General features: G+C 67.0%; 22 protein-coding genes. 14 read left to right on the top strand and 8 right to left on the bottom strand.

What is annotated here, in order from left to right; all coding sequences use genetic code 11:
* The first annotated feature begins 44 nt into the window (after positions 1 to 44).
* On the top strand, positions 45 to 1,100 hold the full coding sequence (locus tag AC2A1N_RS17805; protein ID WP_061480596.1) for a suppressor of fused domain protein: 1,056 nt from the start codon (positions 45 to 47) through the stop codon (positions 1,098 to 1,100).
* 123 nt (positions 1,101 to 1,223) lie between these two features.
* Here the strand turns inward: AC2A1N_RS17805 and AC2A1N_RS17800 are convergent, their stop codons facing one another.
* From AC2A1N_RS17800 to AC2A1N_RS17780, 5 genes are all read right to left on the bottom strand, one after another.
* Positions 1,224 to 1,835 (bottom strand): glutathione S-transferase N-terminal domain-containing protein, encoded by a 612-nt coding sequence (locus tag AC2A1N_RS17800; RefSeq protein WP_061480597.1) that lies wholly within the window; start codon positions 1,833 to 1,835, stop codon positions 1,224 to 1,226.
* 84 nt (positions 1,836 to 1,919) lie between these two features.
* Positions 1,920 to 2,378 carry a cell wall hydrolase gene (locus AC2A1N_RS17795; protein ID WP_004154513.1) on the bottom strand — a complete coding sequence of 153 codons (459 nt, stop codon included), beginning with the start codon at positions 2,376 to 2,378 and terminating at the stop codon, positions 1,920 to 1,922.
* Positions 2,379 to 2,679: 301 nt separating this feature from the next.
* Positions 2,680 to 4,710 (bottom strand): NADPH-dependent 2,4-dienoyl-CoA reductase, encoded by a 2,031-nt coding sequence (locus AC2A1N_RS17790; RefSeq protein ID WP_061480598.1) that lies wholly within the window; start codon positions 4,708 to 4,710, stop codon positions 2,680 to 2,682.
* A gap of 134 nt (positions 4,711 to 4,844) precedes the next feature.
* The gene (yczE, locus tag AC2A1N_RS17785; RefSeq protein WP_061480599.1) at positions 4,845 to 5,477 is read right to left on the bottom strand and encodes a membrane protein YczE; all 633 of its coding nucleotides are present in this window, start codon (positions 5,475 to 5,477) and stop codon (positions 4,845 to 4,847) included.
* Positions 5,478 to 5,672: 195 nt separating this feature from the next.
* Positions 5,673 to 6,692, bottom strand: a complete 1,020-nt coding sequence (locus AC2A1N_RS17780) for a zinc-binding alcohol dehydrogenase family protein (protein ID WP_061480600.1) — start codon at positions 6,690 to 6,692, stop codon at positions 5,673 to 5,675.
* A 357-nt stretch (positions 6,693 to 7,049) separates the two neighbouring features.
* Here AC2A1N_RS17780 and AC2A1N_RS17775 point away from each other — a divergent pair, with 357 nt between their 5' ends.
* The 4 genes from AC2A1N_RS17775 (at position 7,050) to AC2A1N_RS17760 (ending at position 10,113) form a co-directional block, all read left to right on the top strand.
* Positions 7,050 to 8,141: an OmpA family protein gene (locus AC2A1N_RS17775; protein ID WP_061480601.1), complete on the top strand. Its 1,092-nt coding sequence runs from the start codon at positions 7,050 to 7,052 to the stop codon at positions 8,139 to 8,141.
* A gap of 218 nt (positions 8,142 to 8,359) precedes the next feature.
* Positions 8,360 to 8,866 (top strand): hypothetical protein, encoded by a 507-nt coding sequence (locus AC2A1N_RS17770; protein WP_005408235.1) that lies wholly within the window; start codon positions 8,360 to 8,362, stop codon positions 8,864 to 8,866.
* A gap of 20 nt (positions 8,867 to 8,886) precedes the next feature.
* On the top strand, positions 8,887 to 9,693 hold the full coding sequence (locus AC2A1N_RS17765; RefSeq protein ID WP_061480602.1) for a pseudouridine synthase: 807 nt from the start codon (positions 8,887 to 8,889) through the stop codon (positions 9,691 to 9,693).
* Positions 9,694 to 9,777: 84 nt separating this feature from the next.
* Positions 9,778 to 10,113, top strand: coding sequence for a hypothetical protein (locus AC2A1N_RS17760; protein WP_005415439.1), 336 nt, complete (start codon positions 9,778 to 9,780; stop codon positions 10,111 to 10,113).
* A gap of 119 nt (positions 10,114 to 10,232) precedes the next feature.
* On the opposite strand, the gene kbl is transcribed toward AC2A1N_RS17760, so the two are convergent.
* Positions 10,233 to 11,441 (bottom strand): glycine C-acetyltransferase, encoded by a 1,209-nt coding sequence (gene kbl, locus AC2A1N_RS17755; RefSeq protein WP_005415440.1) that lies wholly within the window; start codon positions 11,439 to 11,441, stop codon positions 10,233 to 10,235.
* A 200-nt stretch (positions 11,442 to 11,641) separates the two neighbouring features.
* On the opposite strand from kbl, the gene AC2A1N_RS17750 reads away from it, so the two are divergent.
* Positions 11,642 to 12,337: a TorF family putative porin gene (locus AC2A1N_RS17750; protein WP_061480603.1), complete on the top strand. Its 696-nt coding sequence runs from the start codon at positions 11,642 to 11,644 to the stop codon at positions 12,335 to 12,337.
* A 185-nt stretch (positions 12,338 to 12,522) separates the two neighbouring features.
* Here the strand turns inward: AC2A1N_RS17750 and tdh are convergent, their stop codons facing one another.
* A complete protein-coding gene (tdh, locus tag AC2A1N_RS17745; protein WP_005415442.1) occupies positions 12,523 to 13,545 on the bottom strand; it encodes an L-threonine 3-dehydrogenase in 1,023 nt (340 codons plus the stop codon).
* 512 nt (positions 13,546 to 14,057) lie between these two features.
* Here tdh and AC2A1N_RS17740 point away from each other — a divergent pair.
* The 7 genes from AC2A1N_RS17740 to AC2A1N_RS17710 all read left to right on the top strand — a co-directional run bounded on the left by AC2A1N_RS17740 (position 14,058) and on the right by AC2A1N_RS17710 (position 22,662).
* On the top strand, positions 14,058 to 16,220 hold the full coding sequence (locus AC2A1N_RS17740; protein ID WP_061480604.1) for a S46 family peptidase: 2,163 nt from the start codon (positions 14,058 to 14,060) through the stop codon (positions 16,218 to 16,220).
* Positions 16,221 to 16,420: 200 nt separating this feature from the next.
* Positions 16,421 to 17,065: a histidine phosphatase family protein gene (locus AC2A1N_RS17735; RefSeq protein WP_005415444.1), complete on the top strand. Its 645-nt coding sequence runs from the start codon at positions 16,421 to 16,423 to the stop codon at positions 17,063 to 17,065.
* A gap of 41 nt (positions 17,066 to 17,106) precedes the next feature.
* Entirely contained in the window at positions 17,107 to 18,378 is a 1,272-nt protein-coding gene (gene folC / locus AC2A1N_RS17730) for a bifunctional tetrahydrofolate synthase/dihydrofolate synthase (protein WP_484373038.1), read from the top strand.
* 80 nt (positions 18,379 to 18,458) lie between these two features.
* A complete protein-coding gene (locus AC2A1N_RS17725) occupies positions 18,459 to 19,505 on the top strand; it encodes an SPOR domain-containing protein (RefSeq protein WP_061479935.1) in 1,047 nt (348 codons plus the stop codon).
* Between the two features lie 46 nt (positions 19,506 to 19,551).
* Positions 19,552 to 20,331 carry a CvpA family protein gene (locus tag AC2A1N_RS17720; RefSeq protein WP_061479936.1) on the top strand — a complete coding sequence of 260 codons (780 nt, stop codon included), beginning with the start codon at positions 19,552 to 19,554 and terminating at the stop codon, positions 20,329 to 20,331.
* Between the two features lie 30 nt (positions 20,332 to 20,361).
* Positions 20,362 to 21,828, top strand: a complete 1,467-nt coding sequence (gene purF, locus AC2A1N_RS17715; RefSeq protein WP_049414284.1) for an amidophosphoribosyltransferase — start codon at positions 20,362 to 20,364, stop codon at positions 21,826 to 21,828.
* A gap of 9 nt (positions 21,829 to 21,837) precedes the next feature.
* Complete coding sequence (locus tag AC2A1N_RS17710; protein ID WP_061479937.1) at positions 21,838 to 22,662, top strand: ferritin-like domain-containing protein; 825 nt, start codon at positions 21,838 to 21,840, stop codon at positions 22,660 to 22,662.
* A gap of 64 nt (positions 22,663 to 22,726) precedes the next feature.
* Here AC2A1N_RS17710 and AC2A1N_RS17705 read toward each other — a convergent pair whose 3' ends face one another.
* Complete coding sequence (locus AC2A1N_RS17705) at positions 22,727 to 24,184, bottom strand: DUF2235 domain-containing protein (RefSeq protein WP_061479938.1); 1,458 nt, start codon at positions 24,182 to 24,184, stop codon at positions 22,727 to 22,729.
* A gap of 225 nt (positions 24,185 to 24,409) precedes the next feature.
* Here AC2A1N_RS17705 and AC2A1N_RS17700 point away from each other — a divergent pair, with 225 nt between their 5' ends.
* Positions 24,410 to 25,663 (top strand): M12 family metallo-peptidase, encoded by a 1,254-nt coding sequence (locus tag AC2A1N_RS17700; protein WP_061479939.1) that lies wholly within the window; start codon positions 24,410 to 24,412, stop codon positions 25,661 to 25,663.
* Positions 25,664 to 25,708: the final 45 nt, after the last annotated feature.

Raw genomic sequence — 25,708 nt, 5'->3', positions numbered from 1 at the left:
CACCGCGTAAAGTGATCGGTTCACTTTCCCACAAGGAGTCCCGCGTGCAGGACGACCACGATGACACCGACACCCCCGGCTGGGACGCGATCAATGCGGCGCTGGCGCCGCTGTATGCCGGGCAGGAGCCGCGACACTACGGCACCGCGCTTCCCTACACGCTCGGCGGCCAGGATCCGCTGGATGGCATCAGCGTGTACTGGGCGGATGCGCCGGTTCCGCATTGGCACTACATCACCTACGGTTTCTCCGAGCTGTATGCCAAGGAGAGCAGTGATGCTGCCGCCAGCGGCTATGGTTTCGAGCTGACGTTCCGTCTTGCTGCCGAAGCCGCTGAGAACGCCGACAGCACGCCGCCGGTGTGGCCGATGAACCTGCTGCAGAACCTGGCGCGCTATGTGTTCGGCAGCGGCAACGTGTTCGAGGATGGCCACCATCTGAATGCGAACGGCCCGATCGCACTGGAGACCGACACGCGGTTGTGCCACTTGGCCTTCATTGCCGACCCGCAGTTGCCGGCACGCGACACCGCCAATGGCCACCTGCAGTTCCTGCAGCTGGTCGGGCTGACCGATGAGGAGATGGAGGCGGTCAAGCGCTGGTCGACGCGTGGCGTGCTGCAGGCACTGCAGCCGGCGATGCCGCTGTGGATCAGCGACCTGCATCGCGGCAACCTGCTGGAAGATCCGGCATTGGCCGAACGGGTGAGGGCCGGCAGCGAGCGCGAGGGCTCCAGCACCGGCATGCTGTTCGTCGAGACGTTGGACTGGCGGCAGGAGGCGGGCGTCACCACGCTGGTGCTCGGCGCGGGCCAGGTCGCCAGCGTGTGCGAACTGCTGCCGCTGCGCCTGCGCCACGGAAAGTCGCTGGAACTGGTCAGTCGCGAGCGGCAATGGGCGTTCATTCCAGCCGGGCATGGCGACGTGGGCGAACTGTCGGCGGACAGCGCGCGCTGGGCGCTGAGCGAGGCGGGGCTGCGGGCCCTGGCCGGCGTGCGTGCCGAACGTGGCATCTACCCGTTGACGGAGGCGCTGCGCATCGACGTGGTGCCGACCTATCTGCGCGATGCCAAGGGCGAAGTGATCCGCCAGATCGGCTGAGTGTGAGGATGCAACGGATGGGGTCAGAGCCGCCTGCGGTACAGGCGGATCCGACCCCGCGTTTGGCAACCAGCGGGGTCAGATCCGTTCGACACGCAAACGGCCCTGACCCCCGGGTCATCCTCAGGCCAGGCCTTCGGCCTTCAGCGCGGCCTGCACGCCGGCATCGGCGTCCATGCGTGCCCTGTAGGCGGCCAGGTTGTCCAGGCCGGACAGATCAACCTTGGTACCGGCGGCCCAGCGCAGGGTGATGTAGAAGTACGGGTCGGCGAAGCTGCGGAAGCCGGCCAGCCAGGGCTTGTCGGCCAGCTGCCTGTCGGCGGTCTCGAACAGGCCACGCAGGCGCTTGTGCGCGGCGGCGCGGATCGCATCGAACTGGCTCTCGTCGGCGATGAACTTGCCCGGCGCGAACAGCGGCGAGAAGGCCGGGTGCACGTCGGAATTGACGAAGGCCAGCCAGCGGGTGGCTTCGGCGCGCTGGCGCGGACTGCCATCACCGCCGAGGCCGGCCTGCGGGAAGCTGTCGGCGATGTAGCCCATGATCGCGGCGTTCTGCAGCAGCACGAAGTCGCCGTCGACCAGTGCGGGAACGGCACCGGCCGGGTTGATCTTGAGGAATTCCGGACCCTTCAGGGTGTCCTTGTTCAGCAGTTCAACTTCGAACGGCTGGCCGGTCCACTGCAGGGCGATGTGGTCGGCGGTGGAACAGGCACCGGGCTTGCTGTACAGCTTCATGGGAACTCCAGGTGATGCGGGCGGGAAACGCCCACTATCCCAGAGCCCGGCGGCGGCCGGCAACGCTGCCGCCAGCACGGATCGTTACGACTGCCGCGGCTTGAGGTTCTGCACCTTGTAGAAGGTGTGATCGCCGATGGTCGCCACCTGGTAGGCGTTGCGCCAGTTCGGGCTGGCGATGGACAGCGCGGCGAAGTGGCTGGCACCGGGCACGATCTCGCGGCGTTCGCCGGCCGGCAGCGCCCAGTTGCGCTCGGCGTCGAAGGCCACGTTCATCGCTTCGCTCCACGCCGCGTCATTGCCCAGCTGGGTGCCGGGGGAGACGATGGTCGGTGCGAACTGCTTGCGCGCGGTGACCACTTGGCACATCGAGTCGCCCCACAGGCCACTGTCGAGACGGCGCAGGGCAACCTCGGCAACGGCCTGCTGGCCGCGCAGGGTCTGGTCGCGGGCTTCCAGGTAGACGGTGGTGCTCAAACACAGTGAATCAGCGGCCGGCTGAGGCAGCAACTGCGACAGCCAGAGAATCCAGGCCAGTTTCATATAACTAACTCCTTGCTCCGTATGGGCCGCACCCTCCGGTTCCGGCCGCGGGGCGGCAGGAGGCGGGGGACGACTTGGCGTCATGGGGAGGCGGCCATCGGGGCCGCCCCGTGGGCAGCCCCAAAAGAAACGATCAGTACCGATCGTGGGGACTGCGCCGGCTCACCGGAAACTGGCTGGTGAGCGGAAAGATGGCGCAAGGTAGGGGGGCATAGCCGAACGCATCATGAACCGCTCGGCTTGACATTCAGGTTCAACCGGGGTGACGGAAATCACATTCCGTCCCCCATTCAGGCGCTCATCAGAGCGCGGCGGCGACCCGGCTGCCCTGGTCGATGGCGCGTTTCGCATCGAGTTCGGCGGCCACGTCGGCACCACCGATCAGCTGCGCGTTGATGCCGGCCGCCTGCAGTTCGGCCTGCAGCGTGCGGTTCGGTTCCTGCCCGGCGCAGATCACCACATGGTCGACCGGCAGCAGCTGTTCGCTGCCGTCCACGCGGATGCGCAGGCCCTCGTCGTCCACCCCCAGGTACTCGACGCCACCGAGCATGCGCACGCCCTTGGCCTTCAGTGTGGCGCGATGGATCCAGCCGGTGGTCTTGCCCAGCCGCGCGCCTGGCTTGCCCGGGCTGCGCTGCAGCAGCCACAAGCGCCGCGGTGACGGCTCGACCTGGGGCCGGCCCAGCGAGCCGCGTGCCTCGAAGCTGGCATCCACGCCCCATTCGGCCATCCAGCGCTGCGGATCCAGCGAGGGGGATTCACCGGCGTGGCTGAGGAATTCGCCGACATCGAAGCCGATGCCGCCGGCGCCGATGATCGCCGCATTGGCGCCCACTTCGACCCGTCCCAGCAGCACGTCCAGGTAGCTCACCACCTTGTCGTGATCGGCACCGGGGAAATCGACCTTGCGCGGGGTGATGCCGGTGGCCAGCACCACCTCGTCGAAGCCAGCCAGTTGGGAAGCGTCGACGCGGGTACCCAGGCGCAGCTGTACGCCGGTCTCCTGCAGCGCGTGGCGGAAGTAGCGCAGGGTCTCGTGGAACTCTTCCTTGCCGGGGATGCGCTTGGCCACGTTGAACTGGCCGCCGATCTCGTCATTGGCATCGAACAGGGTGACCTGGTGGCCACGCTGGGCAGCGACAGTGGCGCAGGCCAGGCCGGCGGGGCCGGCACCGACCACCGCAACCTTCTTCGGCGTAGCCGTGGGACGATAGACCAGCTCGGTCTCGTGGGCGGCGCGCGGATTGACCAGGCAGCTGGCCAGCTTGTTCTCGAACACGTGGTCCAGGCAGGCCTGGTTGCAGGCGATGCAGGTGTTGATCGCCTCCGCGCGGCCGGCACGGGCCTTGTTCGGCCACTGCGGGTCGGCCAGCAGCGGGCGTGCCAGCGACACCATGTCGGCGCCGCCACCGGCCAGGATGCGTTCGGCAACGTCGGGCATGTTGATGCGGTTGGTCGCCACCAGCGGTACCTTCACATGCGGCTTGAGCTTGGCGGTGACGCCGGCAAAGGCCGCGCGCGGCACCGAGGTGGCGATGGTCGGAATGCGCGCTTCGTGCCAGCCGATGCCGGAATTGATGATCGTTGCGCCAGCCGCCTCGATCGCCTGCGCCTGTTGAACGATCTCGTCCCAGTCGCTGCCGTCGTCGACCAGATCCACCAGTGACAGGCGGTAGATGATGATGAAGTCCGGGCCGCAGGCCTCGCGGATGCGGCGCACGATCTCGACCGCGAAGCGCATGCGCTGGCGCGCGTCGCCGCCCCAGGCATCGGCGCGCTTGTTGGTGCGCGGGGCGATGAACTCGTTGATGAGGTAGCCCTCCGAGCCCATCACTTCCACGCCGTCGTAGCCGGCCTCGCGGGCCAGCTTGGCACTGCGAGCGTAGTCGGCGATATGGCGCTCTACGCCGCTGGCCGACAATGCGCGCGGGGTGAACGGGTTGATCGGTGCCTTCAGCTTCGACGGTGCCACCGACAACGGGTGGTAGGCATAGCGGCCGGCATGCAGCAGCTGCAGGCAGATCTTCGCGCCGTGCTGGTGCGCGGCGGCGGTGAGCTGGCGGTGCGGCCGCACTTCCCAGGGCCAGGACAGCTTGCCACCGAATGGCTTCAACCAACCGACCACATTGGGCGCGAAGCCGCCGGTGACGATCAGGCCGACGCCGCCCTCGGCGCGCTCGGCGAAGTAGGCCGCCAGCCGCGGGAAGTCGCGGGCGCGATCTTCCAGGCCGGTGTGCATCGAACCCATCAATACGCGGTTGCGCAGCTGGGTGAAGCCCAGGTCCAGCGGGGCGAACAGGTGGGGATAGGCGCTTTCGTTGGCTGGCGACATGGTCGATACGCTTGCGTACGGAAGCGCGAAGCGTGCCGCGAAACGGCGGCCGGGGCAAGGGCCGCTTCTTTGGAAGGGCTGGCCGCTGTCTGACGGTTTGGTAGTGCTGGCCGCTGGCCGGCATTCCGGTCAACTCAGGGCGATTGCGGTTGCCGGCCAGCGGCCGGCACTACCGGCGCGGGTCGACCGATCCCGAACCAGCCCAGCGTCATTCCGCACAGCGGCCCGATCAGCAGGGCGAAGGCGAGGGTGCCGAGGCCGACATTGCCGCCCAGGCACCAGCCCAGCAGCAGTACGCTGCCTTCGATCAGGCTGCGCACCTTCCAGATCGGCCAGCCGGTACGAGCATGCAGACCGGTCATCAGACCATCGCGTGGCCCCGGGCCAAGGCGGGCACCGATGTACAGGCCGGTGGCCAGCGCCACCAGCAGCATGCCGCCACAGAACATCGCCAGCTGCCAGCCAAGGCCGACGGCCGGCGGCAGCAGCCACAGCCCGAACTGTGCGGAGGGGCCGATCAGCATCACGTTGAGCACGGTGCCGACGCCCGGCTTCTGCCGCAGCGGCCACCACAGCAGCAGCACCAATGCACCGATGGCATTGGTTGCCAGGCCGAATGACAGCGGCGTCTGCGCAGCGATGCCCTGCGACAGCACATCCCAGGGTGCCACGCCGATGGCGGCACGGATCATCAGCGAGGCGCCGAAGCCGTACAGGAACAGGCCGGTGATCAATTGCAGCAGGCGCAAGGGCAGGGCGGTGGGCATGGCGGTCCGGGGGGGCGAGGATCTGTTTCCACCGTATCGCTGTTTCTGCATCATCCATAGATACAGATGCCGGCCAATCCGTTGCTACAGGTAGCGTCGATCCTGCATGCGGGCGGTTGTGCAGGGCCGAGCCCGTGCTCTGCGGGTGGCGGCAGGCACAGCAGCCGAACGTGGGCTCGGCTCTACATCACCGCGTCAGTCGTCCCAGCCGACCAGCGCCAGCTTGCCTACCGTGCGCCCGCTGGCCAGGCGCTGATGCGCGATGTCCAGGTTGGCCGCATTGATCGTGCCCAGCGTCTCCTTGAGCGTGCCACGCAGCTGGCCGGCATCGATCATGCTGGCCGCACGGCTGAGGATGCGGTGCTGTTCGATACAGTCGGCGGTGGCAAAGCGCGAACGCGCGAACATGAATTCCCAGTGGATGCCGATGCATTTGGCCTTGTAGGGATCGCCGATGCGCAGCGCACCCCGCGGCTCGACGATCAGGCCGACGTGGCCCTGCGGTGCCAGCAGCTGGCCCAGTTCATCCCAGTAGTGGTCGGTGTCGGCCAGATTGAGCGCGACCTGCACCGCATCGATGCCCAGCGCCCGCAACTGGGGCTGCAGTGGCTGCCGATGGTCGATCACATGCGTGGCCCCCATCTGCCGGCACCAGTCGATCGAGGCCTCGCGCGAGGCGGTGGCGATCACCTCGAAACCGGCATGGCGTGCCAGCTGGATCGCCATCGAGCCGACGCCGCCGGCGCCGCCGATCACCAGCAGGTGCTGGCCCACGTGGCGGCGGCCATCGAGCTGCAGCGGCATGCGCTGGAACAGCAGTTCCCAGGCTGTGAGAGTGGTCAACGGCAGCGCGGCCGCTTCAGCGAAATCGAGCGTGGTCGGCTTGCGCGCGACCAGGCGCTCATCAACCCACTGGTACTGGGCGTTGCAGCCCGGCCGGGTAACGTCACCGGCGAAGTAGACCTCGTCACCGGAGGCGAACAGGCTGGCCTCGTCACCGATGGCTTCGACCACGCCGGCTGCGTCCCAGCCGAGCACCCGGGGAACCTCAAGGGTGGCCGGATCGGTGGCGGCCCGCTGCTTGCCATCGACGGGGTTGACCGAAACCGCTTCGATTCGCACCAGCAGATCGCGGCCGCGAGGAGGCAGCGGCGGCGGCAGCAGGACATCACGCAGGGCGGGTGCGTATTCACGACTCAGGGCGACGGCTTTCATCACGGCTCCGGCTGGGTTCGTGATCCCATCATAAGGTTCCTCACGTTTCCTCAGACGCGCTGAACCGTGTGATGCAGCACGTTGCGCAATATGTCGCTTCTCGCGCCTAAACCCCGTCAAACCCTTGCAGCGTGTGGGTCTTGCGGATTTTCATCATCCTGTATAGGGTTTCAACGTCGGACCGGTGGACGGTCGGGCGCAACACTTCACATGTTACGGGACTGTTAACATGGCCTTCACCCGCCTGAGCATAATGTTCGCGGCGGTGGCGTGCTGAATCGGCTGTCGAACATCGACGCACTAGTGCTGGCCCATGCCTCTACCGGTTTCATACCCCCGAAATAGGAGCTGTACTCAATGAACAAGAAGATCCTTACTGCCGCGCTGCTGGGCGGCCTGGCTTTCGCCCAGGCAGCTTCGGCGCAGGAGTTCGATGACCGCTGGTACCTGACCGGTTCGGCCGGCTTCAACTTCCAGGACAGCGACCGTCTGACCAATGACGCTCCGTTCGTGACCCTGGGCCTGGGTAAGTTCATCAGCCCGAACTGGTCGCTGGACGGTGAGCTGAACTACCAGAACCCGAACTTCGACAGCAACCAGGACCTGAACTGGTCGCAGTACGGCGTCTCGCTGGACCTGCGTCGCCACTTCATCAAGGAAGGCCGCGGCTGGAACCCGTACATCGTCGGTGGCCTGGGCTACCAGAAGTCGGAAGAAGAGTACGCTGCGCTCGACAACAACGGCCCGCGCCAGCGTAAGGACGGCAACCTGGCCGCCAAGCTGGGCGTCGGCCTGCAGACCACCTTCGAGAAGCGTGTTGCTGTCCGCGCCGAAGTGGCCTACCGCGCTGACTTCGACGACCAGAGCATCGCCGCACGTGACGAGAGCTGGTTCGGCGACGTGCTGGCTTCGGTCGGCGTCGTGATCCCGCTGGGCCCGGCTCCGGTCGCGGCTGCTCCGGCTCCGGCTCCGGTTGCCCCGAGCTGCGCCGACCTGGACGACGACGGTGACGGCGTCAACAACTGCGACGACAAGTGCCCGAACTCGCAGCCGGGTCAGACCATCGGTCCGGACGGTTGCCCGGTTCCGGTCTCCATCGACCTGAAGGGCGTCAACTTCGACTTCGACAAGTCGAACCTGCGTCCGGACGCCGTGGCGATCCTGAGCGAAGCCACCGAGATCCTGAAGCGTTACCCGGATCTGCGCGTTGAAGTTGCCGGTCACACCGACTCGAAGGGTACCGACGCTTACAACCAGAAGCTGTCGGAGCGTCGTGCTACCGCCGTGTACAACTACCTGACCAAGAACGGCGTTGACGCCGGTCGCCTGGTCGGCCCGATCGGCTACGGCGAGAGCCGTCCGATTGCTCCGAACACCAACCCGGATGGTTCGGACAACCCGGAAGGTCGCGCCAAGAACCGTCGTACCGAGCTGAACGTCCAGAACTAAGTTCTGACGCTCTGCCCGTAGGACACAGCAGGACCCGGCTTCGGCCGGGTCTTGTTGTTTCTGCGGCCAGGAAGCTCGCCTGTGACGCGGCAACACAACCGTTCGTCGGTCTTTTGTCCGTAAAACCAACAAGTTGTCGTATTCATTGAAAGTGGCGCTTGAAAGCTGACGCGGCATTGCTAAACTCGCCGCGTCACTTCCTTCCGTGGATGCCCCTCATGCTGCGCTCTGCATCGGCCGCCGTCCTGGCGCTGGCCCTGGTTCCCGCCGCCCACGCTGCGGTCGATTGCTCGGTCAACACCAGCGCCTCGCCGCTGCCGTTGCCGGCCACGACCATCGCGCCAGTGGCCGACGAGCTGTACATCCGTGGCAACCAGCTGGGCATGCCGGCCGGTGTGCTGAGCAGCAACTACGACCCGTCGCAGTCGCTGGACCAGGTGCTGCAGCGCCTGCGCATCGACGGCTGCCAGAACATCGCCAAGGCCATTCCGAGCGCACCGGCGGTGAAGCCGAACGATCCGGCGGCCTACAAGCCGCAGACCGAATTCGACAACACGCCCTGGCGCTTCGACATGAGCCAGAACGGCAAGCGCATGACCGCCGAAGAGTTCGACGCCTGGATGAAGGCGCGCGGCGTTCGCGTGGTCAAGGCGCGTCCGGCTCCGGCCGCCACTCCGGCCCCGGCCGAAGCACCGGCTGAGACCAAGCCGGTCGACAAGAAGTAAGCGCCGCGGGGAGCAGAGGCTTGCGCACGCGCCGCCCGCCTGCCGCCCCCGCCGCCCGCTCCCGCGCACCGCGTGGGCGTGCGACTCCGAATGTATCCAGTGGCGTGCGCCATGGCCTGGCGCGCGTGCTGTCCAAGGCGGGTGTGTGCTCGCGCAGCGAGGCCGCGCGCTGGATTGCCGAAGGCCGCGTACGGGTGTCCGGCCGCATCGTGCGCGACCCGGAATTTCCGATTGGCCAGCCGGTGCCGCCGATCGAGGTCGACGGCCAGCCGATGGGGGCGCCGCAGCGCCTGTACCTGATGCTCAACAAGCCGCGCGGGGTGGTCACCACGGCGCAGGACGAGCGTGGTCGCGACACCGTGTATCGCTGCTTCGATGGTGCCGGCCTGCCGTGGATCGCGCCGGTCGGGCGCCTGGACAAGGCCAGCGAAGGCTTGCTGTTGTTCAGCAATGATCCGCAGTGGGCGGCGCACCTGACCGATCCGGAGACCGGCCCGCAGAAGACCTATCACGTGCAGGTGGATCGTCTGCCCGATGACGCCACCCTGGCGGCACTGCAGACCGGGGTGGAGGATGAGGGGGATTTCCTCGCCGCCCGTGCCGTGCGCGTACTGCGCAGTGGCGACAAGACCGCATGGCTGGAGGTGGTCCTCGACGAGGGCCGCAACCGCCATATCCGCCGCCTGTTGGCGGCCTTCGACCTGCAGGTGCTGCGCCTGGTCCGGGTCGCGATCGGTGGGCTGCTGCTCGGCGATCTCGGCAAGGGCCAGTGGCGGGTTCTGCAGGTCAGCGACCAGCAGCGGCTGGGGGCCGCTGCACCGGGCTGATCATCGCCCGTGGCCGGCAGTTGCCGGCCGCCGTTCCAGGCGTAGGGGGCGCCTGGCTGTCGACTTTCCCGAACGGAGCCTGCCATGTACCACCCGACCCTCAATCAAACCCTGCGCTGTGCAGGCCTGCTGCTGCCGATGGTGCTGCTGGCCGCCTGCGGCGGCCACAAGAAGGTGGCCAAGGCGGAAACGCCTGCCGAGACCCCGGTGGTGGAAGTGAAAACCCCGGAGCTGGATGGTCGCGGCAGTTACCGCTTCCTGATGAGCAACGGCGACAAGAAGATGACCGCCGATGAGTTCGATGCCTGGATGAAGGCCAACGGCATCCGCGTTGCCAAGGGCAATGGCCAGGACGCTGCCGCCAAGCCGGTAGTGGTTGCCAGCAAGGAAGAGCCGAAGGGCAAGAAGAAAAAGAAGTGACGCGCGTCGCGCGTCATTTCGGTAGCGCCGGGCCGTGCCCGGCGAGCGCATGGCGCGGCTTTCGGGAAATCGCCGGGCATGGCCCGGCGCTACCCCTGGGGATCCGACCACGGCCGTGATCAGCCCTTGACCACGCCCAGTTCGACACCGATGCGGGTGAAGGCGTCGATTGCCCGGTCCAGGTGCTCGCGGCTGTGCGCAGCGCTGATCTGGGTACGGATGCGGGCCTGGCCCTTGGGCACCACCGGGAAGAAGAAACCGATAGCGTAGATGCCTTCTTCCAGCAGGCGCTCGGCGAACTTCTGCGCCAACGGTGCGTCATACAGCATCACCGGGCTGATCGGATGCACGCCCGGCTTCACGTCGAAACCGGCGGCGGTCATCTTTTCGCGGAAGTAGGCGGTGTTCTCGGCCAGGGTGCTGCGCAGGTCGTCAGCGGCCGCCAGCATTTCGAACGCCTTGATGCCGGCGGCTACCACGTGCGGCGGCAGCGAGTTGGAGAACAGGTACGGGCGCGAGCGCTGGCGCAGCAGTTCGATCACCTCGGCGCTGGCGCAGGTGAAGCCGCCCAGTGCGCCACCCATGGCCTTGCCCAGAGTGCCGGTGATGATGTCGATCTTCTCCAGCACGCCCTTGACCTCGGCCGAGCCGCGGCCGGTGGCACCGAGGAAGCCGGTGGCATGGCATTCGTCGATGTGTACCAGGGCGTTGTACTTCTTTGCCAGCGCGGTGATCTCGTCCAACGGCGCGATGAAGCCGTCCATTGAGAACACGCCGTCGGTGGTGATCAGCTTGGTCTTGCAGCCGGCGGCATCGGCGGCCTGCAGCTGGGCTTCCAGATCGGCCATGTCACAGTTGGCGTAGCGGAAGCGCTTGGCCTTGCACAGACGCACGCCGTCGATGATCGAAGCATGGTTCAGTGCATCGGAAATGATCGCGTCGTTCTCGCCAAGCAGCGGCTCGAACAGGCCGCCGTTGGCATCGAAGCAGGCCGCGTACAGGATGGTGTCCTGCTTGCCGAAGAAGTCGGCGATCTGCTTCTCCAGCTGCTTGTGCAGGTCCTGGGTGCCGCAGATGAAGCGCACCGAGGCCATGCCGAAGCCGTGGGTATCGAGTGCGTCCTTGGCGGCCTGGATCAGGTCCGGATGGTCGGCCAGTCCCAGGTAGTTGTTGGCACAGAAATTCAGCACCTTGCGGCCGTCGTCGAGGGTGATCTCGGCCGACTGCGGGCTGGTGATGATCCGCTCGGACTTGAACAGGCCCTGGGCGCGGATGGCGTCCAGTTCCTCGGCGTAGTGGCGGGTCAGGGCGGAGGAGGCGTCGGTCATGGCGTGGGCACGGCTCTGAACGGGAAACCGCCGATTCTACCGGGCATCGCCGCTTGCCAACCGACCCGGGCGGGGCATCGCCACGGCGGACACATGTTGCATCGCAATAGCAAACGGGTTAAAAATTCGTGAACCGGCGCTGTCCCGCTCCGGCCGCTCTCGCCTTCCGCGCCACGCCACCGCCCCCACCGGAGACGCTCATGAAGCACGCCCGTGCCTGCCTCGCCATTGCCGCTGCCTTGACCCTGGCCGCCCCGTTCACCGCCAGTGCGCAGGAAAACGAATCGCCGTACAGCTGGAACGTCACCGCCGTTTCCGATTACCTGTTCCGTGGTGTCTCGCAGACCGACGAAAAGCCGACCCTGCAGGCCGGTTTCACCTACACCTCGCCGGTCGGCCTGTATGCCGGTGTCTGGGGTTCGGGCGTCGACTTCGGTCCGGGCGACCCGAGCACTGAGGTGGACTACCAGATCGGCTACGGCGTTGACGTCACGCCCCGCGTCAATTTCGACGCGCTGCTGAACCGCTACACCTACCTCGGTGCCAGCGAGCTGAACTACAACGAGCTGATCACCACCACCACGCTGGACGAGACCTACAAGCTGACGGTGGCCTACACCAACGATGTCTGGAACAGCAGCACCGATGGCTGGTACTTCGGCCTGGGCGGCAGCTGGGGCCTGCCGAAGGACTTCACCCTGAATGCCAACGTCGGCCGCAGCACCTTCGAGGACGGCATCGCCAAGGACTATACCGACTGGAACGTCGGCGTCGAACGCCAGTTCGGCCTGTTCAACGTCGGCCTCGGCTACTACGGCACCGACGGCAACGGTCGCGACAACTCCGGCAAGCTGGCACACAGCCGCGTGCTGCTGACCGTGGCCGTCGGCAAGTAACGCCGCAGGCGTTACGGCAGGTGCCAGGCTTGCCTGGCACGCATTGCGAAAAAGGCGCCCATCGGGCGCCTTTTTCAGTTCCGCGGTGTTCTTGATCCCATCTGGGGAAGAGCCCCCTTGTTGTTCAAGGGGGCGCGCCAAAGGCGCGGGGATAAGGAAACATGCGGGGGAATTGACCCTTCGGGTCAATTCCAGCTGAGCACGACCTTGCCGGCCTTGCCTTCTTCCATCAGGTCGAAGCCCTTCTGGAAGTCGTCGATCGGCAGCTGGTGGGTCATCACCTTGCCGAGCGGGAAGCCGGACAGCACCAGCTGGGTCATCTTGTACCAGGTCTCATACATCTTGCGGCCGTAGATGCCCTGCACGGTCAGGCCCTTGAAGATGATCTTGTCCCAGTCGCAGCCGGCACCCTTGGGCATGATGCCCAGCATGGCGATCTTGCCACCGTGGTACATGCAGTCGAGCATGTCGTTGAACGCACGCGGGTTGCCGCTCATTTCCAGGCCCACATCGAAGCCCTCCATGTGCAGTTCCTTCATCACGTCCTTCAGCGACTGGTTGGCGACGTTGACCACGCGGGTGGCACCCATGTCGGCGGCCAGCTTCAGGCGGAAGTCGTTGACGTCGGTCACCACCACGTTGCGCGCACCGATGTGCTTGCAGATGCCGGCGGCGATGATGCCGATCGGGCCCGCGCCGGTGATCAGCACGTCCTCACCGATCACGTCGAATTCCAGTGCGCAGTGCGCAGCGTTGCCGTACGGGTCGAAGAACGCGGCCAGCTCCGACGGGATCTGGTCCGGGATCGGCCACAGGTTGCTGGCCGGCATCACCATGTATTCGGCAAAGGCACCATTGACGTTGACGCCGATGCCGACGGTGTTCGGGCACAGGTGCGGGCGGCCGCCACGGCAGTTGCGGCAGTGGCCGCAGACGATGTGGCCTTCGGCCGAGACGCGCTGGCCGATCTCGTAGCCGGTCACGCCCGGGCCGATTTCGGCAATGCGGCCGACGAATTCATGGCCGATGGTCAGGCCCGGCTTGATCGTGCGCTGGCTCCACTCGTCCCACAGGTAGATGTGCAGGTCGGTACCGCAGATCGCGGTCTTCTCGAGCTTGATCAACACCTGGTTGGGGCCCGGAGTCGGCACCGGAACCTCTTCCATCCAGATGCCCTTGGCTGCTTCGCGCTTGACCAGGGCCTTCATCGTTTGCTGCGCCATCGGGGTGGAACTCATCAGGGGGAAAGCGCGGATTATAGGGTGCCGCGCGGATTTCCCATGTTGCGCTGCGGGTGCAGTGGCGGAACGAAAGACGTGCGCCGGCGGGCGTTTCGAACGTGCTGCAAACAGCAGCGCCGCTTCGCTCGCCGGGCATGGCTCGGCGCTACCGTCCGAGGCCAGGGGACTGTGGGGAGGCGAGAGGCCAGGCCGATGCAGGACCGTGAGCGCCATGGATGGCGCGACCGAGCCCCCATGGGTGAGGGCGCTTTGCTTGCGAAGCACTGCTTCGCAAGCGCCAGAACGCACAGCCGCCAGCGGCTGGGCCGGGCCGCGGAGCGGGGTTTACGGCGTGTCCTGCATCGGCCTGGCCTCCCGCCTCCGTCCGATCGCAGTGGAGACGCTGAACGGTGGAAGCATCCGATTGCATGACTTCCGGGGTTCGGGCCGGGGCAGGGCGGCGGGCTACAATCGAGGGTTCCACTACCAGGGGCCGCTCCATGCGCTCGAACCTGCTTGCATTTTCCATCGTCGCCAGCCTTGGGCTGGTCCAGGTCGCCCACGCCGCAGAAGGCATGTGGGTGCCGCAGCAGCTGCCGGAAATCGCCGGGCCGCTGCAGAAGGCCGGCCTGAAGCTGTCCCCGGAGCAGCTGGCCAACCTGACCGGTGACCCGATGGGTGCGGTGGTTGCGCTGGGCGGCTGCACCGCCAGCTTCGTCTCGCCGCAGGGCCTGGTGGTCACCAACCACCACTGCGCGTATGGCGCCATCCAGCTCAATTCGACCGCGCAGAAGAACCTGATCAAGGACGGCTTCAACGCGCCGACCCTGAAGGACGAACTGAGCGCCGGCCCGAACGCCCGCGTGTTCGTGCTCGACCAGATCACCGACGTCACCGCCCAGGCCAAGGCCGCCATCGCCGCCGCCGGCAACGACCCGCTGGCCCGCAGTCGCGCGCTGGACGCCTTCGACAAGGCCCAGGTTGCCGCCTGTGAAGCCGATGCCGGGTTCCGCTGCCGCCTGTACAGCTTCTCCGGCGGCAACACCTATCGCCTGTTCCGCAACATGGAAATCAAGGACGTGCGCCTGGTCTACGCGCCCCCGGGCAGCGTCGGCAAGTTCGGCGGCGACGTCGACAACTGGATGTGGCCGCGCCACACCGGCGATTTCTCGTTCTACCGCGCCTACGTCGGCAAGGACGGCAAGCCGGCCGCCTTCGCCGCCGACAACGTGCCGTACCAGCCCAAGCACTTCCTGAAGTTCGCCGACCAGCCGCTGGGCGCCGACGACTTCGTGATGGTGGCCGGCTACCCGGGCCGCACCAACCGCTACGCGCTGGCCGGTGAGTTCAACGAAACCGCCAGCTTCACCTACCCGACCATCGCCAAGCACTACAACGCCGTGCTGAAGATGATCGCCGACGCCGGCAAGGCCGACGCCGACGTCAAGGTGAAGTACGCCGCCACCGCCGCCAGCATGAACAACGTGGCCAAGAACTACCTGGGCCAGCTGGAAGGCTTCAAGCGCATCGACGCCGCCGGCCAGAAACAGGCGGAAGAGGCCGCCGTGCTGGCGTGGCTGAAGAAGCAGGGCGCTGCCGGCAAGCCCGCGCTGGCCGCACATGCGCAGCTGCTCAAGCATCTGGATACCAGCAAGTCGACCCGCGAACGCGACCTGTTCGTCGGCCAGTTCAACAACACCTCGGCCGTTGGCGCGGCGATCACCCTGTACCGCCTGTCGATCGAGCGCAGCAAGCCGGATGCCGAGCGCGAAGCCGGTTACCAGGAGCGCGACCTGACCACCATTGAAGGTGGCCTGAAGCAGATGGACCGCCGCTACGTGGCGAAGATGGACCAGCAGCTGCAGGCCTACTGGCTGGAGCAGTACGTGGCCCTGCCGGCCGCGCAGCGCGACAATGAAGTGCTGAACAAGTGGCTGGCCGGCAGCGATGCCAACGCAGTCAAGGCGCTGGTGGGCAAGCTGTCGGGCACCGAGCTCGGCAGCCTGGACGCACGCCTGAAATGGTTCAAGGCCGACCGTGCCGCATTTGAAGCCAGCAGCGATCCGGCCATCCAGTACGCCGTGGCTGTCATGCCGGCACTGCTGAAGCAGGAAGAGCAGAAGAAGATCCGCGAAGGCGAATCGCTGACCGCGCGTCCGCTGTACCTGCAGGCCGTGGCCGACTACAAGAAGAGCCAGGGCGAGTTCGTCTACCCGGACGCCAACCTGTCGCTGCGCATCACCTTCGGCAACGTCATGGGCTACGGCAAGGACGGCGTGAAGTACACCCCGTTCACCACCCTGGAAGGCGTGGCGGCGAAGGAAACCGGTGAAGATCCGTTCGATTCGCCGAAGGCGCTGCTCGACGCGGTCAAGGCCAAGCGTTATGGCGGCCTGGAAGACAAGCGCATCGGTTCGGTGCCGGTGAACTTCCTGTCCAACCTGGACATCACCGGTGGCAACTCGGGTTCGCCGGTGCTGGACGCCAACGGCAGGCTGGTCGGCCTGGCATTCGACGGCAACTGGGAATCGGTCAGCTCCAACTGGGTGTTCGACCCGGTGATGACCCGCATGATCGCCGTCGACAGCCGCTACATGCAGTGGATCATGCAGGAAGTGGCGCCGGCGCCGCAGCTGCTGAAGGAACTGAACCTGGCGAAATAAACCGGTTGCGGTAGTGCCGGCCGCTGGCCGGCAACCTCGACCAGACAGCCGGAGTTCTCGAAACCCCGCGACCCACGTCGCGGGGTTTTTTCATGCCCGCCCCGACCCGGTGCGCCGAACAGGTATCATCCGTGTTCCGCGCACTTCACAGGATGTGAACGAAACGCGGGAACCTCCTCCCCCCAGGACCCCTTGCACGCATGCGCATCCTGCTTGCCCGCCACGGCGAAACGCCGTGGAACGCCGAAGGCCGCTACCAGGGCCAGATCGACATCCCGCTGTCGCCGATCGGCGAAGCCCAGGCCCAGGCACTGGGTGCCCGCCTGGCCTCGGTCGACATTACCCGTGCCGTCGCTTCGCCGCTGTCGCGCGCGCAGCGCACCGCGCAGCTGGCGCTTGGCGCCGCACGTGCCGACATGCTGCTGACCGAGCCGGAACTGCAGGAAATCGCCCACGGCGAATGGGAAGGGCTGCTGGCCAGCGAGATCCACGAGAAGGATCCGTCGCGCCTGCAGGCCTGGCGCGAGGAGCCGGATACCGTGCTGATGCCCGGCGGCGAATCGCTGCGCCTGGTGCTGGAGCGCAGCTGGCGCGGCCTGGCCCGCGCCACCGACGGCCTCGGCGAGCACGACACCCTGCTGGTGGTCGCCCACGACGCGGTGAACCGCGTGATCCTGTGCAAGGTGCTGGGCCTGCCGATCTCCCGCCTGTGGACCTTCCGCCAGGCACCGACCACGCTCAACCTGCTCGAAGGCGCCGACCTTGACAGCCTGGAAGTGGTGCGCCTGAACGACTGCGCCCACCACACGCCGTTCTTCGGCGAAGCCAAGCACCGCGCACTCTGATCGATCCCCTCGCACCAACTGCTTCTGCTGGAACCGCTGCCGTGACGAACACCCCGACCACCCTGGCCGACTGGCTGGACTACATTGAACGCCAGCACCCGGCGACCATCGACATGGGCCTGGAGCGCGTGCGCGCCGTGGCCACCGCGATGGGCCTGGGGGCGCCGGGCAAGCGCACCATGGTGGTCGGTGGCACCAACGGCAAGGGCTCCACCGTGGCCTTCATCGAAGCCATTGCACGTGCCGCCGGCTGGAAGGTCGGCGCGTACACCTCGCCGCACCTGCTGCGCTACAACGAGCGCGTGCGCATCGACGGCCAGGACGTGGACGATGCCGCGCTGGTCGCTGCGTTCAGTGCGGTCGAGGCCGCGCGTGGCGAGACCACGCTGACCTATTTCGAGTACGGCACGCTGGCTGCGCTGCAGCTGTTCGCCGACGCCGGGCTGGACCTGGCGGTGCTGGAAGTGGGCCTGGGCGGCCGCCTGGATGCGGTCAACATCGTCGACGCCGACGTGGCGGTGATCACCACCGTGGACATCGACCACGCCGAATGGCTGGGCGAGGACCGCGAGGCGATCGGCACCGAGAAGGCCGGCATCATCCGCGGCTGGAAGCCGGTGATCCTGGGCGAGACCGACCCGCCCTCGAGCGTGCTCGCGCGTGCCTACCTGGTCGGTGCCAACGCGATCCGCGGCGGCAGCGATTACTTCTACGAGCCGATCGACGCCCAGCGCTGGCGCTGGCGCGATGTCGGCCTGCGCATGGAACTGCCGACCCCGGCGCTGGCCGGCCCGATCCAGCTGGCCAATGCCGGTGCGGCCATCGCCGCGCTGCGCGCGCTGGACAAGCCGGTGCCGCGCGCGGCGTGGGCCGCCGGTATCGCGGCGGCGCGCATTCCGGGCCGCCTGCAGGCGTTCGAGCGTGGCGGTGTGCAGATCCGCGTCGACGTCGGGCATAACCCGCAGGCGGCGGGCCAGCTGGCGCGCGCGCTGAAGGCCGAGGCGTCGGCCGGGCGCACCTTGGCGGTGTATGCCGCATTGCAGGACAAGGACGCGGTGGGTGTGGTGCAGGCATTGCAGGGCGTGGTTGCCGAGTGGACCCTTGCCGGCGTGGACGGCCCGCGTGGCCAGAGTGCCGACCAGTTGCAGGCGCGCCTGGCCGAGACCGCTGCTGGCAGCGCGCAGCTGGCCGCTTCGGTCGAACAGGCGCTGGCGCAGGTACTGGCCCGGGCCGAGCGCGGTGACCGCGTACTGGTGTTTGGCTCCTTCCATACCGCTGCCGCCGCATTGCAGTGGTTGCAGGGCAGCGCCTGAGCCACGTTCAGCCAATCCCGACGCCGTCCGGTCCGGCACCCGTATAATCGACCGCAACCTCCGGACAGTTGCCGCCTCACGTGGATACGCCTCTGAAACAGCGTCTGATTGGTGCCATCGTGCTGGTTGCACTGGCCGTGATTTTCCTGCCGATGCTGGTCAAGGGGCCTGCACCGGACAGCGGCGTGGCCTCGGTGCCGATCGCCGCGCCGGATGCACCGGCCGAGGGCCAGTTCGAAACCCGTGAACTGCCGCTGGTGGCCCCGGCCGGTGGGGCTACCGGCCTGCAGACCGGGCAGGCCAAGCCGCTGCAGGAAGCCGCCACGCCGGCCACGCCACCGACCGTGGACACGTCCCCGGCGGTTGCCGCCGGCAACTACGCCGTCACTTTCGGCGCATACGGCAGCAAGGCCGACGCCGATGCCGTGATCGCCTACCTGCAGCGCTCGCAGCTGCCGGGCTTCGCAGAAGCGACTACCATCAACGGCCGTCAGGCATGGCGTGTGCGCGTGGGGCCGTATGCCGACCGTGCACAGGCCGAGGCGGCCCGGCTGCAGGCGGTGAAGATCCGCGCCGATGTGAAGGCCGAAGTGATCACCCTGGATGCCGCAACGGGCAGCAGCGCCCCTGTGGCAGCTACCCCGGCACCGGCACCGGCACCGGCTACGCCAAGTGCCAGTACCCCGTCCGCAGCCACCTCGCCGTCCGCCAGCAGCAACCCGGTGCGCAGCGAAAGCCTGCCGCCGACTGCGACGGCCACTCCGGCGGCCAAGCCCGAGCCGCCGAAGCCGGCGCCGAAGCCCGAAGCCCCGAAGCCCGAGCCTAAGCCGGAGGCCACCGCCAGCAAGCCGGCGACGGCACCGACCACGCCGGCTGCACCGGCGGCCAGCGGCGTCGGCTTCGCCGTGCAGCTGGGCGCGTTCGGTCAGGCCAGCGATGCCAATGCGCTGCGTGACAAGGTCCGTGCTGCCGGCTTCAGCGCCTTCGTCGAGCAGGTGCGTACCGAAAAGGGCACCCTGCATCGCGTCCGTGTCGGACCGGTGGCCAACCGGGCTGACGCCGAACAGCTGAAGGCGCAGGTCGCCGCCAAGGTTGGCGTCGCCGGCATGGTCCGACCGCACCCATGACCGACGCGCAGGCCCGTTGCCAGCGCCGCCGAAGGAGCGGGGCGCCATGATCGACGTGGTGCTGCTGATCGTGATCGCCGCCTCGACCCTGCTCGGGATGCTGCGTGGCTTCGTGGGAATCGTCATCGGCACGTTGTCGTGGCTGCTGGCCGCGTGGGCGGCCTTCGCCTTCGGCAACGATGCCGCGCGCTGGTGGGCGGCGCCCGCCGCACCTGGCGGCGAACATTTCGTCGGCGGCTACCTGGGCGTGGGCATCGGCGTGATGATCGTGGTCGCGGTGATCGGCATGGTCATCAAGGCGATGATCCACCGCAGCATGCTGACCAGCCTGGACCGGTTGCTGGGCGGTGTACTGGGGGCCGTGCGAGGTGGCCTGATCGCGGCGATCCTGGTGCTGCTGGCCGGCTTCACCCCGCTGACCGCCGAGCCCTCCTGGAAGCGCTCGGCGGTTCGCCCGGTGCTGAATCCGGCCGTGACCTGGATGAACGGGAAGCTGCCGCGCTGGCAGGTACCGGGCGCCGATATGCTGCCCAAGGCCTTGCCGACCGACATGCTGTCCCCATCTGCATTGATGGAATTGGGGAAGAACGCAGGCGCCGGGTTGGGAAAGCCGGGCGCGGCAGGCGATAATGGCATCCTCAACCAGGTAGTGGCAGGCAGCGGATGGCTGCGGCCTGCGAAAGCGGAACAGGGCGATGCATACGATCCGGCCGAAGTGCGCCCGGACGCCCCAGCACTGCCGGACAGTATCGAGCCGGACGATCCGGCCAATGTCGACCGCAGGCGCGGCGACCACCGCGGCCAGGTACGGCCACCTTCCTTGTAACTGGGCACAGCCCAGCGGAGACCTCGCACCATGTGTGGCATCGTCGGAATCGTCGGCAACCAGAACGTCGCCGGGCAGTTGTATGACGGCTTGACCGTTCTCCAGCACCGCGGCCAGGACGCGGCAGGTATCGCCACCGCCAATGGCAGCCGCCTGCGGGTGCAGAAGGCCACCGGCCTGGTCCGCGATGTGTTCGACGCCCGTACCATGTCCACGCTGGAAGGCAGCGTCGGCATCGCGCACGTGCGCTATCCGACGGCAGGTTCGGAAGGCATGGACGAGGCACAGCCGTTCTACGTGAATTCGCCTTACGGCATCGCGCTGGCCCACAACGGCAACCTGATCAACACCGAGGCGCTGCGCCAGCAGGTGTTCGAACAGGACCGGCGCAACGTCAACACCGATTCGGACAGCGAAGTGCTGTTGAACGTGTTCGCCTACGAACTGGAGCAGCAGCGCCAGCTCAGCCCGGAAGCCGCGATCCGCGCGGTGGCCGGCGTGCATCGCCGCTGCAAGGGCGGCTATGCAGTGGTCAGCGTGGTGCTGGGCCTGGGCCTGGTGGCCTTCCGCGACCCGCATGGCATCCGCCCGCTGGTGCTGGGCAAGCGCAGCCACGCAGAAGGCGACGAGTACATCGTGGCGTCCGAATCGGCCGCACTGGACGTGCTGGGTTTCCAGCGCGTGCGTGACGTGCAGCCGGGCGAAGCGCTGGTGATCACCGCGCGCGGCGAGCTGTTCTCGGAAATCTGCGCCGAGCCGGCCGAGCACACACCATGCATCTTCGAATACGTGTACTTCGCACGCCCGGATTCGATGATCGACAACGTCTCGGTGCACAAGGCACGCATGCGCATGGGCATCAAGCTGGGCGAGAAGATCCTGCGCCTGCGCCCGGACCATGACATCGACACCATCATCCCGATCCCGGATACCTCGCGCGATGCCGCGCTGGAGATCTCCAATGTGCTCGGGGTGAAGTACCGCGAAGGCTTCATCAAGAACCGCTACATCGGCCGCACCTTCATCATGCCGGGGCAGGGTGAACGCGTGAAGTCGGTGCGCCGCAAGCTCAACCCGATCCACCTGGAGTTCCGCAACCGCGTGGTGCTGCTGGTGGACGATTCGATCGTGCGTGGCACCACCAGCCAGCAGATCGTGCAGATGGCCCGTGATGCCGGCGCGCGCAAGGTCTACCTGGCCAGCGCCGCGCCGCCGGTGCGTTACCCGAACATCTACGGCATCGACATGCCGGCGGCCGAAGAGCTGGTCGCGCACAACCGCACGGTGGAAGAGATCGAGGCCCACCTGGGCTGCGACTGGCTGATCTACCAGGACCTGGAAGACATGGAAGCGGCGGTGAGCGAAGGCAACCCGGCGCTGCGCAGCTTCGATTCGTCCTGCTTCAACGGCCACTACCCGACCGGTATCGAGCCGGGCTACTTCGAGCGCATCCAGCAGTTGCGTTCGGACGATGCCAAGCACAAGCGTCGCGCCTGAGGATCAGGCGTGGTGGATGTGCCCGACGTTGGTGGCGACCTGCTGCGCGCTGCGCAGCAGTGCCTGGCTGAAGCCGATCCGCTGCGCAAGGTCGCATTGACCCGGGCGTATGCGGCCGCGTTCCGTGCCGGTCGCCTGAAGGTGGCCGCGGATGCGCCGCCGCCGGATCCGATCTGCATGCCGGGTCGTCCGGGACGACTGGTGCTGGTGCATCCGCGCGAGGTGCCACGGCGTGGACTGGGCGGCGTGGAAGGGCGGGCTGCCTTCATCCACGCGATTGCCCATATCGAGCTCAACGCGATCGACCTGGCCTGGGACGCGGTGTACCGGTTCCGGGGCCTGCCGTCGGCGTTCCATGCTGATTGGGTCAGCTGTGCCGATGACGAATCGCGGCATTTCATGCTGCTGCGCGAGCGCCTGCAGGTGCATGGCCACGACTATGCGGATTTCCCCGCACACAACGGTCTGTGGGAAATGTGCGAAAAGACCGCGCATGACGGCCTGGCGCGCATGGCGCTGGTGCCGCGCGTGCTGGAAGCGCGTGGCCTTGACGTCACCCCGGGCATGATCGAGAAGCTGCGCAATGTCGGCGATGGCGAAACCGCCGATGTGCTGGAGGTGATCCTGCGTGAGGAAGTAGCGCATGTTGCCGCCGGTTCGCGCTGGTATCGCTGGTACTGCGACCGCGCCGGTGTCGAGCCGCGCGCGCGTTTCAAGGAGCTGCTGGTGGAGTACGCCGGCGGCTACCTGCATGGGCCGTTCAACATGGAAGCGCGCCTGCTGGCCGGCTTCGACGCCGATGAGCTGGCCAACCTGGTCGAACAGGCCGGTTGAAGAAAAGGGGACGGAGGGATCAAGTCGTTTGTGCCAAAACGACTTGATCCCTCCGTCCCCTCTTTCATGCGTTCGGCAGCACCACGCGCTTGCCATCCACGGTGGGCCGGTTGATGTAGAACAGGCCGGGGCCGGGCCGATACGGCAGCTCGCTGACGCCGGCGTCGGCAGCGTAGGTCAGTGCGGTGTCGCCCAGCGCGTCGAAGTTCCAGTGCGCCGACTGCATCAGGTAACGCCGCCGCAACAGCGCCTCCTGGGTTTGCGTCAGTGGCTGTCCGGCCACCAGTCGTCGTGCGATGGGCTGCAGGGCGGACGGCAGCTCCCAGCCGGGGACTGCGTTGGCATTGGCCGTCCATTGCACGCCGGCATCGATGGCATGCTGCTGCATCACCTGAAGCGCGATCAGCTGGTAGCGCCAGTCGATGCGCCGGCGCAACACCACGGCGGCCGTCACGTACAGCACCGGTGACAGCAGTACGCTGCGGCTGCCGGCGCGACGCTGTTGCTGCCACTGGTGCCAGACATCCACCCAGACTTCCTTTTCGTCCAGGCCCAACTGCTGCCGCCAGCGCTCGGCGTCGGCCTGTGCCTCGGCGTAGGCCGTGGTCGCCTGCAGGATCGCCAGCGGTGGCGTCTGGTACTCGGCCACGCTCGCGCGGCGCAGCAGCTGCCGGCGCGGGCGACTGAGCAGCTTGGGCCCTTCTTCGAGCTGGTTGTAGCCGCCGCCGATGTTGGCGTGTACGCCGGGCAGGGCGATCTCGGTGAACGCTGGCGCCACGCTGGTCAATGGATAGTGCTGGCGATGCTCGTCACGCGCGCTCAGTTGCAGCACCTGCCTGGCAACGCCTGCATGCAGCGCGAGATGAGGTTGTTCGTCGGCACGGCCACCGCTGACCGCAACCACCGTGTCGAACAGGCCGATGAAGCGCAGCGGCGGATCGGCCGGGGCGAAGTCCGTTGTGCAGGACAGGCCAGCGGCCTGCAACAGCTGCCGCCAGCGGGTGCGATCCCAGGCCTGCAACTGGTTGGCCACATCGCGCGCGGCGGCCGCACCCCGTGAAAAGCCGAACAGATCCAGCTGCACGCCACGCAGTGGTCGCTGCCAGCGCGTAGCGAGTGCACTCAGTGCCGCCGGCAGCAGCACCTGCAGCGCCCGCTGCACTTTGGCGCGCACACCGCTGGCGCCAATGCCGAACGCCAGTCCGATCAGGTCGTCGTCGGCGTCATCGCGGGTACCGACACCTTCCACGTAGATCGACAGGGAGGGGCGCGCCGATGTCCCGCTGCGGCTGTCCGGGTACAGCTGCTGCAGGCGGGCGATGTTGGTCAGGCCATTGTCGTAGCTGCTGGTCAACCGGCTCTGGTAGGTCGAATCGTCATCCGCACGCAGCTGCGCCGGGCGCGGCTGCGGCGGCTGGGGCCTGCCACGGGCCAGGTTGTGTGCGTTGTTGCGGGTGCCATCGAAGAACAGCCCGATCCGCAGCAAGCCGACATCTTCGTCCGTGTCCAGCGATGGTGCCATGTGCATTCCCCGTCGTGGCTGCGTCACGGTAGCGCGAAAGCGGTGTATTGGCGACGTGTAGTGACGCTTTTGACCTTACTTAACCCAGATGCGGTCGATCACAAATCCTGATTTTCACTTCTCTCGCCTATTGAATTCACACGCCCCGCGCAGGCCATATGGCCAGACCCGGCAAACCGGGTCGTGCTGCATCAACGCTGTTCACATCATTCAAGGAGCGACGCAATGTTGTCCAGATCGATTGGCAAAGCGGCAGGTGGCCTGGTGTTGGGTTTGTCGGTGGCAGCGGCCGCGCATGCGGCACCGTTGTTCGAGCCGGTGACGGTCATCAGCCGCGCATCGGCAAACAGCGAGCCCGCACTGGGCAAGCTGCTGGCCACCCCGTCCACGGCGACGGTACAGGAAGTGCGTGTCGATGCAGCCGCCACTGCACAACCGCAGCTGGAATTCGAACTGCTCGGCCAGCGGGTGCAGGCGGTGCGCAGCAGGGTCGAAGCACTGCCCGATGGGGGCAGCATCTGGTACGGCCAGTTCCGTTCGCCCTCGGACAAGCTGACCGCGGCCACCTCCAACGGCCAGGACGACCCCGGCAATTCGCTGATCCTGGTGCGCTCGGGCGACACCATCACCGGCTCGATCCGCAAGGAGGGAAAGCTGTATCGCCTGCGCCCGTTGGGCAACCGCCACGTGCTGGTGGAAGTGGATGAATCGCGGATGCCGGCCGACCATCCGGCCGACTACAACCAGCTGCCGAAGATCCCGATGGGCAACAACGATCGCATCGGCATCGCGCAGGCTTCGTCCGGTACGCCGGCGACCATCCGTGTGCTGGTGGTGGCGACCAATGCCGCCGTCGCCGCCTATGGTGGCAACATGCAGTCGCTGGTGCAGCTGGCGGTAGCCGAGTCCAACCAGGGCTACGGCAACAGCAATGTCGGCCTGACGCTGCAACTGGCCGGTTACGAGACCACCAACTACAGCGAGTCCGGCAACTTCACCACCGACCTGTCGCGTTTCCGTGGCACCAGCGACGGCTACATGGACAGCATCCACACCAGCCGCAACACCACCGCGGCCGATGTCGGCGTGCTGCTGATCAACAACAGTGCCTACTGCGGCCTGGCCTCGGGGATCGGCTCGACCGCGTCGACGGCGTTCGCGGCGGTGTACTGGGATTGCGCGACCGGCTACTACTCATTCGCGCATGAGATCGGCCACCTGCAGAGCGCGCGGCATGACATCGCCACCGACCCGAGCACATCGCCCTACGCCTATGGCCACGGCTACCGCTATGAGCCGTCCAGCGGCACCGGCTGGCGCACGATCATGGCCTACAACTGCACCCGCAGCTGCCCGCGCCTGAACTATTGGTCCAACCCGAACATCAGCTACAACGGCATCCCGATGGGCAACGCCAGTACCGCCGACAACCAGCGCGTGCTGGTCAACACCAAGGCCACCATCGCGGCCTTCCGCTGAGTCTGTACTGTCCGCGGCCGCCTTGTGCGGCCGCGGATTTCCTGC

It is taken from the genome of Stenotrophomonas maltophilia group sp. SKK55 (genome assembly GCF_057179845.1).
The sequence above is the reverse complement of the archived record's forward strand: the minus strand, read 5'-3'. Positions and strand labels throughout refer to the sequence as shown.

Coding starts and splice junctions, on each gene's coding strand:
- AC2A1N_RS17800 (WP_061480597.1), bottom strand. CDS start 1,835: ATGAAGCTGTACAGCAAGCCCGGTGCCTGTTCCACCGCCGACCACATC.
- AC2A1N_RS17795 (WP_004154513.1), bottom strand. CDS start 2,378: ATGAAACTGGCCTGGATTCTCTGGCTGTCGCAGTTGCTGCCTCAGCCG.
- AC2A1N_RS17790 (WP_061480598.1), bottom strand. CDS start 4,710: ATGTCGCCAGCCAACGAAAGCGCCTATCCCCACCTGTTCGCCCCGCTG.
- yczE (WP_061480599.1), bottom strand. CDS start 5,477: ATGCCCACCGCCCTGCCCTTGCGCCTGCTGCAATTGATCACCGGCCTG.
- AC2A1N_RS17780 (WP_061480600.1), bottom strand. CDS start 6,692: ATGAAAGCCGTCGCCCTGAGTCGTGAATACGCACCCGCCCTGCGTGAT.
- AC2A1N_RS17775 (WP_061480601.1), top strand. CDS start 7,050: ATGAACAAGAAGATCCTTACTGCCGCGCTGCTGGGCGGCCTGGCTTTC.
- AC2A1N_RS17770 (WP_005408235.1), top strand. CDS start 8,360: ATGCTGCGCTCTGCATCGGCCGCCGTCCTGGCGCTGGCCCTGGTTCCC.
- AC2A1N_RS17760 (WP_005415439.1), top strand. CDS start 9,778: ATGTACCACCCGACCCTCAATCAAACCCTGCGCTGTGCAGGCCTGCTG.
- kbl (WP_005415440.1), bottom strand. CDS start 11,441: ATGACCGACGCCTCCTCCGCCCTGACCCGCCACTACGCCGAGGAACTG.
- AC2A1N_RS17750 (WP_061480603.1), top strand. CDS start 11,642: ATGAAGCACGCCCGTGCCTGCCTCGCCATTGCCGCTGCCTTGACCCTG.
- tdh (WP_005415442.1), bottom strand. CDS start 13,545: ATGAAGGCCCTGGTCAAGCGCGAAGCAGCCAAGGGCATCTGGATGGAA.
- AC2A1N_RS17740 (WP_061480604.1), top strand. CDS start 14,058: ATGCGCTCGAACCTGCTTGCATTTTCCATCGTCGCCAGCCTTGGGCTG.
- AC2A1N_RS17735 (WP_005415444.1), top strand. CDS start 16,421: ATGCGCATCCTGCTTGCCCGCCACGGCGAAACGCCGTGGAACGCCGAA.
- AC2A1N_RS17720 (WP_061479936.1), top strand. CDS start 19,552: ATGATCGACGTGGTGCTGCTGATCGTGATCGCCGCCTCGACCCTGCTC.
- purF (WP_049414284.1), top strand. CDS start 20,362: ATGTGTGGCATCGTCGGAATCGTCGGCAACCAGAACGTCGCCGGGCAG.
- AC2A1N_RS17705 (WP_061479938.1), bottom strand. CDS start 24,184: ATGGCACCATCGCTGGACACGGACGAAGATGTCGGCTTGCTGCGGATC.
- AC2A1N_RS17700 (WP_061479939.1), top strand. CDS start 24,410: ATGTTGTCCAGATCGATTGGCAAAGCGGCAGGTGGCCTGGTGTTGGGT.